Source organism: Cytobacillus massiliigabonensis, from assembly GCF_900199725.1.
GTDB classification, from domain to species: Bacteria; Bacillota; Bacilli; order Bacillales; family Cytobacillaceae; genus Cytobacillus; species Cytobacillus massiliigabonensis.
Window position 1 is genome coordinate 960,608 of record NZ_LT904904.1, and the last position, 12,500, is coordinate 973,107.

Consider the following 12,500-nt stretch of genomic DNA (forward strand, 5'->3'; position numbering starts at 1 on the left):
CATGAACCATTTACTAATTTTAAATTGGAAGAAAATCATCAAGCCTATTTAACTGGGTTAAAAACAGTTGAAAGCTATTTAGGGAAGGATTACGATCTAGTTATCGACGGAGAGCGCATCTCTACAGAAGAGAAAATCGTATCTTATAATCCTGCTAATAAAACAGAAGTAATTGGCCGTGTGTCTAAAGCAAACCGCGATCTTGCTGAAAAAGCGATGCAAGCTGCAGTAGAAGCGTTTAAAACATGGAAAAAAGTAAAAGCTGAAACACGTGCAGACGTATTATTCAAAGCAGCTGCCATCATTCGCCGCCGCAAGCATGAGTTTTCTGCACTTTTAACAAAAGAAGCAGGCAAGCCATGGAATGAAGCGGATGCAGATACAGCAGAAGCAATTGATTTCCTTGAATTCTATGCTCGTCAAATGTTGAAAATTAAAGAAGGCGTGCCTGTAAACAGCCGTCCAAATGAATATAACCGTTATGATTACATTCCATTAGGTGTTGGAATCATCATTTCACCATGGAACTTCCCATTAGCGATCATGGCTGGAACGACTGTTGCGGCAATCGTAGCGGGAAATACAGTTCTTTTAAAGCCAGCTTCAACTACTCCAGTTGTTGCCGCAAAATTCGTTGAGGTCATGGAAGAAGCGGGTCTTCCTAAAGGTGTGTTAAACTTTGTACCAGGAAGCGGTGCAGAAGTGGGCGACTACTTAGTAGACCATAAGGATACACGTTTCATTAGCTTTACAGGATCTCGTGACGTAGGTCTTCGTATTTTTGAACGTGCTTCTAAATTAAGCGAAGGCCAAGTTTGGATGAAGCGTGTCATTGCAGAAATGGGCGGAAAAGACACAATCGTTGTCGATAAGGAAGCGGATCTTGAGTTAGCTGCAACTTCGATCGTTGCCTCTGCATTTGGCTTCTCAGGGCAAAAATGCTCTGCATGCTCTCGTGCAGTCATCGTTGAAGATGTGTACGACCAAGTGTTAAATCGTGCAGTTGAATTAACAAATGAATTAACACAAGGGGACCCAACGGACCCGAATAACTACATGGCTACAGTAATCGATCAAAGTGCATATGATAAGATCATGAGCTATATTGAAATTGGCAAAAAAGAAGGAAAGCTTATGACAGGCGGAGAAGGAGACGACTCCAAAGGCTACTTCATTAAGCCGACAATTTTCGCAGACCTTGATCCAGAAGCTCGCATCATGAAAGAGGAAATCTTTGGTCCGATTGTTGGATTTACAAAAGCAAAGGATTTCGATCATGCAATTGAAATTGCGAACAACACAGAATATGGTTTAACAGGAGCGGTTATCACAAATAACCGTAAGAATATCGAAAAAGCACGTGAAGATTTCCATGTTGGAAACCTATACTTCAACCGTGGATGTACAGGTGCGATCGTTGGATACCAGCCATTTGGCGGCTTCAATATGTCAGGAACAGACTCAAAAGCAGGCGGTCCTGACTACATCCAGCTTCATATGCAAGCAAAAACAACTTCTGAAATGTTCTAATATATAAGCTTGTTCGAAAAGGGTACACTAATTGTACATCGATTTATATGTATTTAAATGACTCTTTTTGGTGATTTAGGTTACAATGAATGAGTATTTAATCGAAATGGGGGAATGGTTTTTCATGACTCAAATGACACATTCAAATAGTTTAATCGAACAGACTGAAAAATACGGGGCAAATAATTATCATCCGCTGCCAATCGTTATTTCAAAAGCAGAGGGAGTTTGGGTTGAGGATCCTGAAGGCAATAAATATATGGACATGTTAAGTGCCTACTCAGCAGTAAACCAAGGACATCGACATCCTAAAATTATTCAAGCCTTAAAAGATCAAGCGGATCGAGTAACACTTACTTCACGTGCTTTCCATAACGATCAGCTTGGCCCATGGTATGAAATGGTTTGTAAACTGACAAATAAAGAAATGGCGCTTCCGATGAACACTGGGGCAGAAGCAGTTGAAACGGCGATTAAAGCTGCACGCCGCTGGGCATATGATGTAAAAGGAGTAGCAGACAATCAAGCAGAAATCATCGCATGTATCGGGAACTTTCATGGAAGAACAATGACAGCTGTTTCTCTTTCTTCTGATGAAGAATACAAGCGTGGCTTTGGTCCAATGCTGCCAGGTATTAAATTAATTCCTTATGGAGATTTAGAAGCATTGAAAAATGCTATTACTAAAAACACTGCTGCGTTCTTAATTGAACCGATTCAAGGAGAAGCAGGTATCGTTATTCCTCCTGAGGGCTTCTTAAAGAAAGCGTATGAAGCTTGTAAAGAAAATAATGTTTTATTTATTGCAGATGAGATCCAAGCGGGTCTGGCTCGTTCAGGCAAAATGTTTGCTTGTGAATGGGAAGATGTAGATCCTGATATGTATATTTTAGGTAAAGCGCTTGGAGGAGGCGTTTTCCCAATCTCATGTGTTGTTGCCAATAAGGAAGTTCTTGGCGTATTTAATCCGGGATCACACGGCTCTACATTTGGAGGAAACCCAATGGCTTGTGCAGTTTCCATTGCATCGATTGATGTTCTTGTGGAGGAAAAGCTTGCGGAACGTTCGCTAAAGCTTGGGGAATACTTTAAAGAAAAATTAAAAGAAATTAACAATCCAATCATTAAAGAGGTTCGAGGCCGTGGTCTATTTATCGGTGTAGAACTAACAGAACCAGCACGGAAATATTGTGAAGCATTAAAAGAAGAAGGTCTATTATGTAAAGAAACGCATGATACCGTTATTCGCTTTGCTCCGCCTTTAGTGATTAGCGAAGAGGACTTAGATTGGGCAATTGAACGTATTAAAAAGGTATTAAGCTGATAATAGAGCAAAAAATCCTTGCACATGATGATGTGCAAGGATTTTTTTATTCAAGCCTTTTCGACATAACTCTAGAATCACTAATGATATAATAATGCAAATGAAGGATAATACTATACAAAAAGGAGAGAGTTAATGTGCAAAATTTTACTTTTTGGAATCCAACCAAATTAATTTTTGGCAAAGATCAGATCGAACAATTACATAAAGAAATCCCTCAGTACGGAAACAAGGTTTTACTAGTTTACGGCGGCGGAAGCATTAAACGAAATGGTCTATATGAGAAAGTAATAACTGAATTAAAGCGTATGGATGCAGAGGTTTTTGAACTTTCGGGAGTCGAGCCAAATCCGCGAATTTCGACTGTTAGAAAGGGTGTTGAAATTTGTAAGGAAAATAGCATTGATTTTCTCTTAGCAGTTGGCGGCGGAAGTGTAATTGATTGTACAAAAGCCATTGCAGCTGGAGCGAAGTATGATGGGGATGCATGGGATTTAGTCATTAAAAAGGCTTTTGCAACAGAAGCGCTGCCTTTCGGTACTGTCTTAACTTTAGCTGCCACTGGTTCTGAAATGAATTCAGGCTCTGTTATCACGAATTGGGAAACAAATGAGAAGTATGGCTGGGGAAGCCCTGCTGTTTTTCCGAAGTTCTCTATTTTGGATCCTGTTCATACATATACAGTTCCTAGAGATCAAACGGTGTATGGCATTGTTGATATGATGTCGCATGTTCTTGAACATTACTTCCATTTAGCTGAGAATACAGAGTTTCAGGATCGTATGTGTGAATCATTGCTGATTACTGTTATGGAAACTGCACCGAAGCTTCTTTCTGACCTCGAAAACTATGAATATCGTGCAACCATTTTATATGCGGGTACAATGGCGCTAAATGGCATATTAAACATGGGGTATCGCGGGGATTGGGCAACACATAATATTGAGCATGCCGTATCTGCAGTTTATGATATTCCTCATGGCGGCGGCTTAGCTATTCTGTTCCCGAACTGGATGAAGCACAATCTCCATGTAAAACCAGAAAGATTTAAACAGCTTGCCGTAAGAGTGTTTGGTATTGATCCTTCAGGGAAATCAGCAGAAGAAGCAGCTTTAGAGGGCATTGAAAAGCTTCGTGAATTTTGGACTAAAATTGGTGCACCGGCAAGGCTGGCTGACTATGGCATTGATGCAAGCAAACTTCAGATTATGGCAGACAAAGCGACGGTGAATGGCGAGTTTGGCAACTTTGCTAAATTAAGCAATAAGGATGTTATGGATATTTACAAGGCATCCTTATAAGAAATTTTGGGAATGTGGAGGATGAAACATGTCGCATATTCGTTTTGATTACTCAAATGCACTTCAATTTTTTGGTGAACATGAGATTACATATCTACAGGATGCTGTTAAGGTTTCACATCATTCATTACATGAGCGAACAGGTGCAGGAAATGAATATTTAGGGTGGATTGATTTGCCGGTTGATTATGATAAAGAAGAATTCGCTCGTATACAAAAATCAGCAGAAAAAATTAAGTGCAATTCTGATATTTTATTGGTGATTGGGATTGGCGGATCATACTTAGGTGCCCGTGCTGCGATTGATATGCTTAACCATCATTTTTATAATGTGCTTTCGAAGGAGAAACGAGACACTCCTCAAGTTATATTTGTAGGTAATAATCTTAGTTCAAGCTATATGAATGATGTGATTGATCTTCTTGAAGGTGTGGACTTTTCGATTAATGTAATCTCCAAATCGGGTACAACGACAGAACCTGCCATCGCTTTCCGTATTTTCCGGCAGCTTTTAGAAAAGAAATATGGCAAGGAAGAAGCGCGAAATAGAATATATGCGACAACGGACAAGGCGAGAGGGGCATTAAAAACAGTAGCGATGGAAGAAGGGTATGAAACATTCGTCATTCCTGATGATGTTGGCGGCCGTTATTCTGTCTTAACTGCTGTTGGATTGTTGCCGATCGCTGTTAGCGGAGCTGATATTGAGCAAATGATGGAAGGAGCAGCACAAGCCCGGGAGGAATACAGTAAATCTGAACTCCTGGAAAATGCTGCTTATCAGTATGCTGCTGTCAGGAATATTTTGTATAACAAAGGAAAAACAATTGAAATGCTCATAAATTATGAGCCAGGTCTTCAATATTTTTCAGAATGGTGGAAGCAGTTGTTCGGTGAAAGTGAAGGGAAGGACCAGAAAGGAATCTATCCATCATCAGCAAACTTCTCAACGGATCTTCATTCGTTAGGGCAGTATGTACAAGAGGGAAGACGTGATCTTTTCGAAACGGTTATAAAGGTGGAGGAACCTCGTCACGAATTATTCATAGAGAAAGCAGAAAATGACTTAGATGGCTTGAACTATCTTGCTGGGAAGAGTGTGGATTTTGTCAATAATAAAGCGTTTGAAGGAACAATGCTTGCCCATACAGATGGGGGTGTGCCAAATCTAATTATTTCGGTTCCGAAATTAGATGAGTTTACGTTTGGCTATCTTGTATACTTCTTTGAGAAATCTTGTGCAATGAGCGGATATTTATTGGGTGTCAATCCTTTTGATCAGCCTGGAGTCGAAGCATATAAAGTAAATATGTTTGCCCTCCTTGGAAAGCCAGGCTTTGAAGAGAAAAAAGCAGAACTGGAAAAACGGCTTAAATAATAGTAAGGGCGTCATCGAATGCGATGACGCTCTGATTTAATCATTCATTATAACGATAAGCTGATCGTGCTGAATAATTGTAAATGGGTGGGAAGGGTTCAACAGTGTCTCCTCCCCTCTTTTTATCCCTAATAAAAGGATGCCTTCTTTCATAAGCAAGTGGCTTAAATCCATAAATGTCATATTAACGACTTCAGGTACGGCGGGCTTAAAAGTTAGGTTTCTCTTATCAAGCTGGTTTAATAAATCCAAAAAGGATGTAACGAGTTGCTGTGAGGAGATGCTATTTATCATTACATAACTAGTCAGAATGTTCGTTTGTACAATTTCATCGGCTCCAGCTCTTTTGGCATTTGCTACCTGTTCGGATGTTAAGATTTCTACGATGCATTGAACTTCGCGGTTCAGCCCCTTTACTGCCAACAGTGTTAAAATTGACCCCATATCTGCTTGCAGCTCTCCTTTGTTTGGGTCTGCAGTAATAATTACTTTTATTGCATCAAATATATTCGCCTTAATAAGAATTTCGTCCAGATTCGAACGTCCCTGAATAAAATGAACATTCATATTGGGTAAGGGATTCTTATCCAAGGATTCATCAATTAAAGCAATTGAGATGTTCTTATTGTTTGTGCAAAGCGTATGTAAAATTCCGCGGGTTCGTTCATTCCAGCCAATAACAATAATATGATCTTTCCCTTTGAAATTTGCTTTCCCCTCCAAAAATTCATTTTGCTTTGTGACTGCAGCTGCAGCTAAACTGGCGAAATAAGTTGCTAAAAAACCAGCTCCTGTTAAGATAAGAGCCATTCCTGCTAGCCTGCCAGGTACAGATTTAGGAACAAAATCACCATAACCAACTGTAGAAGCGGTAATAATAGCCCACCATACCCCTTCGAAAATGGTTGGGAATTGTTTGGGCTCTAATAAATGAACGAATGACCCAAATGAAATAATTACGATAAGAGCAATAATAAGAACTCTTAGAAAAAGCGGCAATCGAACGAAGAGATTGAAGAAATTATATGACATGTTTTGCACCCCTATAATAATTAGCATAGTCCGCTATACATAATTATGGACGAAATGATAGGGTTTCATAATTGATAAGGGAAATTCGTGGATAAACAAAATAGCTTCATTCACTAATTGATTGTGAATGAAGCTATTATCTATTAGCTGTTTTTAAGAAAAATGCAAAAGATGAAGGTATATTAATCGATCCAACTTTTGGCTGGATTTTAGCGTTTCGATGCTATCAATTCCAGTTTCATGAGCGGTAAGTATCATTTCCTCTCTTATTTTATTAATGCGTCTTAGTACTAATTGTTCAAGGGTAATCTTATTCATTTAACCATTCTCCTATTAAATATCTTCTCTTACTTGTATTATAGGAGATATTTCTTATTCCGAAATAGGTTCGACAAAAGTTCTAAGAATAAGACAAAAAAGCTTATTTCTTGTAGAGAATAATCTCTTAAATGTGATCAATCTTTTTAATTAACATATCTTGCAGTAATGTTTATATATATTGATCGTATCTATTATTTTCCTGCTAAGAAAATTATTTATGAGGGGCTGTTGACTTCTTTAAAAAAGTATATTAATATAATAAATCTAATGAGGTTCATGGAAATGAAGAGTGAATCTTGTTTTCAGTAAATACTTCATTTAATGTTGACAGAGATTGTTTTATGAATTATAATAAGTCTCTGTTGCTGGACTGAAAAAATTATTTTAAAAAAGTAATTGACTGCATTCAGATAGAATGATAGAATAAAGTCCTGCTTCAATAAATAGTTCTTTGAAAACTAAACAAAGCAAGAACGTCAACGTTAATTCAAGTTTTAAACTTAAGAGCTAATCTTACTCTTTATTGGAGAGTTTGATCCTGGCTCAGGACGAACGCTGGCGGCGTGCCTAATACATGCAAGTCGAGCGAACTTGCGGGAGCTTGCTCCCAAAAGTTAGCGGCGGACGGGTGAGTAACACGTGGGCAACCTGCCTGTAAGACTGGGATAACTTCGGGAAACCGGAGCTAATACCGGATAATTCTTTTCCTCACATGTGGAAAAGCTGAAAGATGGCTTCGGCTATCACTTACAGATGGGCCCGCGGCGCATTAGCTAGTTGGTGAGGTAACGGCTCACCAAGGCGACGATGCGTAGCCGACCTGAGAGGGTGATCGGCCACACTGGGACTGAGACACGGCCCAGACTCCTACGGGAGGCAGCAGTAGGGAATCTTCCGCAATGGACGAAAGTCTGACGGAGCAACGCCGCGTGAGTGATGAAGGTTTTCGGATCGTAAAACTCTGTTGTTAGGGAAGAACAAGTACCGTTCGAATAGGGCGGTACCTTGACGGTACCTAACCAGAAAGCCACGGCTAACTACGTGCCAGCAGCCGCGGTAATACGTAGGTGGCAAGCGTTGTCCGGAATTATTGGGCGTAAAGCGCGCGCAGGCGGTCTTTTAAGTCTGATGTGAAAGCCCCCGGCTCAACCGGGGAGGGTCATTGGAAACTGGGAGACTTGAGTGCAGAAGAGGAGAGTGGAATTCCACGTGTAGCGGTGAAATGCGTAGAGATGTGGAGGAACACCAGTGGCGAAGGCGACTCTCTGGTCTGTAACTGACGCTGAGGCGCGAAAGCGTGGGGAGCGAACAGGATTAGATACCCTGGTAGTCCACGCCGTAAACGATGAGTGCTAAGTGTTAGAGGGTTTCCGCCCTTTAGTGCTGCAGCAAACGCATTAAGCACTCCGCCTGGGGAGTACGGCCGCAAGGCTGAAACTCAAAGGAATTGACGGGGGCCCGCACAAGCGGTGGAGCATGTGGTTTAATTCGAAGCAACGCGAAGAACCTTACCAGGTCTTGACATCCTCTGACAATCCTAGAGATAGGACTTTCCCCTTCGGGGGACAGAGTGACAGGTGGTGCATGGTTGTCGTCAGCTCGTGTCGTGAGATGTTGGGTTAAGTCCCGCAACGAGCGCAACCCTTGATCTTAGTTGCCAGCATTCAGTTGGGCACTCTAAGGTGACTGCCGGTGACAAACCGGAGGAAGGTGGGGATGACGTCAAATCATCATGCCCCTTATGACCTGGGCTACACACGTGCTACAATGGATGGTACAAAGGGCTGCAAGACCGCGAGGTTTAGCCAATCCCATAAAACCATTCTCAGTTCGGATTGCAGGCTGCAACTCGCCTGCATGAAGCCGGAATCGCTAGTAATCGCGGATCAGCATGCCGCGGTGAATACGTTCCCGGGCCTTGTACACACCGCCCGTCACACCACGAGAGTTTGTAACACCCGAAGTCGGTGGGGTAACCGCAAGGAGCCAGCCGCCTAAGGTGGGACAGATGATTGGGGTGAAGTCGTAACAAGGTAGCCGTATCGGAAGGTGCGGCTGGATCACCTCCTTTCTAAGGATGAAATGAAGTCTAACTTCATTAAAAGACGTTTCATTGTTCGTTCAGTTTTGAGAGAGCAATTCTCTCATATGAATTTGTTCTTTGAAAACTAGATAATGTATATAAAGAAGAATAACCGAGTAATCGCCATCTTAGTTTTCTCTTATNCTTATTCGTATGGCAGTAAGTGATATTTCAACAATGGGCCGTAATACCCAAGGGGTAAGACTCATTCGTTTAGATGAAAGCCAAAATGAATATGTTGCTACTGTTACGAAGGTTGAAAAAGATGAGGATAAAACAGAAGAAGAATTAACAAAGCCAATTGAAAGTGCTGATCCACACCTTGAAGATGATGAGGTTAATGAGCAGGAGTAATAATAAAGAGGAGGAACACAATTTAGTGTTCCTCTTTTTTATTAAAATGGAGTAGAATAGTAATAAGGACTCATGACATTTGAGGTGTAAAAAAATGCGTGTTAATATAAATGAACTTCTAGAAGGGTGTATTTTATCGGAGGATATTTACAGTCTGACAAATCGCCCTATCGTTAGTAAAAAGACAATTATTACGAATGAATTAATTGGAATATTAAAAGCCTTTTTAATTAGAGAGGTTCATGTAGACAAATTGATGGTTAATGGTTCACCATTTCAGCCTAGGGAAATTCTAGATGATGATGGGATTGAGCAAAAAAGTGTTCCAACTATAATGGAAGCTAGTCTGGAAGATGCCTTTTTAATTGGTGTCCGAGATTATAAGAAGGAATTTAAAAATTGGCAAGCAGGTATCCCTATTGATTTTTCAAAGATTAGGAATATCATGATCCCTTTAGTAGAAAAGTCGGAAGTAACCCCATCTGAATTATTCTCCTTGCACCACCTATCAACGCAAGATGAGTATTTATATCAACATGCGGTTGCAGTGGGACTTATTAGTGCGTTTATAGGAAAAAAACTTAAAATGAATAAGGGTGACATTGTTCAGCTTGCTATTGGGGGATGTTTATCTGATGCTGGAATGGCAAAAATTAAACCAGCTATTTTAAATAAAAAGTCTACATTAACAAAACAGGAATTTGAAGAAATGAAAAAACATACAACCTATTCGTATAAAATGGTTCAGAATATTTCTCTTTTAAGGGAAAGTACAAAGATTGGCATTTTACAGCATCATGAAAGATTAGATGGCAGCGGATATCCTTTAGGAGAGAAAAATAATAAAATTAATATTTTTGCTAAAATCATTGGTGTTGCTGATACATTTCATGCTATGACATGCAGCCGATTATACAGACGGAAGCAATCACCGTTTAAAGTATTAGAGATGATGCTTCAAGATATGTTTGGAAAATATGATATTACTGCAATGCAAGCTATAGGATCAGGTATAATGACCTTTTCAATTGGAAGCAGTGTAAAATTATCTGATGATCGTGTAGCAGAAATTCTCTTTATAGAAGAAAAGTCACCAACGAGACCACTTGTGAAAATTACCCAAACGGATGAGATTATCCATTTAGAAAAGAATCGCCAATTATTTATAGAAGAAGTACTAAAATAGACCGTATTTGTACGGTCTATTTTTATATTTACTAAAAAAACACTTGCAATTATTATAGTAGGTTGATATACTTATTCAAGTCAGCAAGAGAAAAGATTTCACAAAAAAATCTTTGTTGACTCTTCAAGAAATATATGATATATTAATAAAGTTGCTTCTGAAAAAGAAGTTAAATTTATTTAATCTATTGCTCTTTGAAAACTGAACGAACAAAAAACGTCAACGTTTATTATTTTGCCTTTTAAAAAAAAAGGTATTTATGAGCTAATCAACTCACAATTTATTGGAGAGTTTGATCCTGGCTCAGGACGAACGCTGGCGGCGTGCCTAATACATGCAAGTCGAGCGAATCTGAGGGAGCTTGCTCCCAAAGATTAGCGGCGGACGGGTGAGTAACACGTGGGCAACCTGCCTGTAAGACTGGGATAACTTCGGGAAACCGGAGCTAATACCGGATAATTCTTTTCCTCACATGTGGAAAAGCTGAAAGATGGCTCCGGCTATCACTTACGGATGGGCCCGCGGCGCATTAGCTAGTTGGTGAGGTAACGGCTCACCAAGGCAACGATGCGTAGCCGACCTGAGAGGGTGATCGGCCACACTGGGACTGAGACACGGCCCAGACTCCTACGGGAGGCAGCAGTAGGGAATCTTCCGCAATGGACGAAAGTCTGACGGAGCAACGCCGCGTGAGTGATGAAGGTTTTCGGATCGTAAAACTCTGTTGTTAGGGAAGAACAAGTACCGTTCGAATAGGGCGGTACCTTGACGGTACCTAACCAGAAAGCCACGGCTAACTACGTGCCAGCAGCCGCGGTAATACGTAGGTGGCAAGCGTTGTCCGGAATTATTGGGCGTAAAGCGCGCGCAGGCGGTCTTTTAAGTCTGATGTGAAAGCCCCCGGCTCAACCGGGGAGGGTCATTGGAAACTGGGAGACTTGAGTGCAGAAGAGGAGAGTGGAATTCCACGTGTAGCGGTGAAATGCGTAGAGATGTGGAGGAACACCAGTGGCGAAGGCGACTCTCTGGTCTGTAACTGACGCTGAGGCGCGAAAGCGTGGGGAGCGAACAGGATTAGATACCCTGGTAGTCCACGCCGTAAACGATGAGTGCTAAGTGTTAGAGGGTTTCCGCCCTTTAGTGCTGCAGCAAACGCATTAAGCACTCCGCCTGGGGAGTACGGCCGCAAGGCTGAAACTCAAAGGAATTGACGGGGGCCCGCACAAGCGGTGGAGCATGTGGTTTAATTCGAAGCAACGCGAAGAACCTTACCAGGTCTTGACATCCTCTGACAATCCTAGAGATAGGACTTTCCCCTTCGGGGGACAGAGTGACAGGTGGTGCATGGTTGTCGTCAGCTCGTGTCGTGAGATGTTGGGTTAAGTCCCGCAACGAGCGCAACCCTTGATCTTAGTTGCCAGCATTCAGTTGGGCACTCTAAGGTGACTGCCGGTGACAAACCGGAGGAAGGTGGGGATGACGTCAAATCATCATGCCCCTTATGACCTGGGCTACACACGTGCTACAATGGATGGTACAAAGGGCTGCAAGACCGCGAGGTTTAGCCAATCCCATAAAACCATTCTCAGTTCGGATTGCAGGCTGCAACTCGCCTGCATGAAGCCGGAATCGCTAGTAATCGCGGATCAGCATGCCGCGGTGAATACGTTCCCGGGCCTTGTACACACCGCCCGTCACACCACGAGAGTTTGTAACACCCGAAGTCGGTGGGGTAACCGCAAGGAGCCAGCCGCCTAAGGTGGGACAGATGATTGGGGTGAAGTCGTAACAAGGTAGCCGTATCGGAAGGTGCGGCTGGATCACCTCCTTTCTAAGGATGAAATGAAGTCTAACTTCATTAAAAGACGTTTCATTGTTCGTTCAGTTTTGAGAGAGCAATTCTCTCATATGAATTTGTTCTTTGAAAACTAGATAATGTATATAAAGAAGAATAACCGAGTAATCGCCATCTTAGTTTTCTCTTATTAAAT

The 12,500-nt window shown here is 41.5% G+C and carries 7 protein-coding genes, 2 rRNA genes and 1 pseudogene; 8 read left to right on the top strand and 2 right to left on the bottom strand.

The genetic code is table 11. The features are described from left to right. The 4 genes from pruA to C1726_RS15735 form a co-directional block, all read left to right on the top strand. On the top strand, positions 1 to 1,530 hold a 1,530-nt coding region (gene pruA / locus C1726_RS15720), incomplete at its 5' end, for an L-glutamate gamma-semialdehyde dehydrogenase (RefSeq protein ID WP_102274035.1). A gap of 124 nt (positions 1,531 to 1,654) precedes the next feature. Continuing rightward, positions 1,655 to 2,854, top strand: coding sequence for an ornithine--oxo-acid transaminase (locus tag C1726_RS15725; protein WP_102274036.1), 1,200 nt, complete (start codon positions 1,655 to 1,657; stop codon positions 2,852 to 2,854). 137 nt (positions 2,855 to 2,991) lie between these two features. Further along, entirely contained in the window at positions 2,992 to 4,155 is a 1,164-nt protein-coding gene (locus tag C1726_RS15730; protein WP_102274037.1) for an iron-containing alcohol dehydrogenase, read from the top strand. Positions 4,156 to 4,183: 28 nt separating this feature from the next. Continuing rightward, positions 4,184 to 5,533, top strand: coding sequence for a glucose-6-phosphate isomerase (locus C1726_RS15735; protein WP_102274038.1), 1,350 nt, complete (start codon positions 4,184 to 4,186; stop codon positions 5,531 to 5,533). A gap of 36 nt (positions 5,534 to 5,569) precedes the next feature. Here C1726_RS15735 and C1726_RS15740 read toward each other — a convergent pair whose 3' ends face one another. Together C1726_RS15740 and C1726_RS15745 are read right to left on the bottom strand one after the other, a co-directional pair. Further along, positions 5,570 to 6,565, bottom strand: a complete 996-nt coding sequence (locus C1726_RS15740) for a potassium channel family protein (protein WP_102274039.1) — start codon at positions 6,563 to 6,565, stop codon at positions 5,570 to 5,572. Positions 6,566 to 6,718: 153 nt separating this feature from the next. Next, positions 6,719 to 6,883 (bottom strand): aspartyl-phosphate phosphatase Spo0E family protein, encoded by a 165-nt coding sequence (locus C1726_RS15745; RefSeq protein ID WP_082631932.1) that lies wholly within the window; start codon positions 6,881 to 6,883, stop codon positions 6,719 to 6,721. A 523-nt stretch (positions 6,884 to 7,406) separates the two neighbouring features. On the opposite strand from C1726_RS15745, the gene C1726_RS15750 reads away from it, so the two are divergent. The 4 genes and pseudogenes from C1726_RS15750 to C1726_RS15765 all read left to right on the top strand — a co-directional run bounded on the left by C1726_RS15750 (position 7,407) and on the right by C1726_RS15765 (position 12,340). After that, positions 7,407 to 8,957 (top strand): 16S ribosomal RNA (locus tag C1726_RS15750). Positions 8,958 to 9,113: 156 nt separating this feature from the next. Then, positions 9,114 to 9,323: pseudogene (locus tag C1726_RS15755) on the top strand (DNA gyrase C-terminal beta-propeller domain-containing protein); the annotation flags it as partial. A 94-nt stretch (positions 9,324 to 9,417) separates the two neighbouring features. Continuing rightward, entirely contained in the window at positions 9,418 to 10,509 is a 1,092-nt protein-coding gene (locus C1726_RS15760) for an HD-GYP domain-containing protein (RefSeq protein ID WP_102273346.1), read from the top strand. A gap of 280 nt (positions 10,510 to 10,789) precedes the next feature. Further along, positions 10,790 to 12,340: ribosomal RNA gene (locus C1726_RS15765) — 16S ribosomal RNA — on the top strand. Positions 12,341 to 12,500 lie beyond the last annotated feature (160 nt).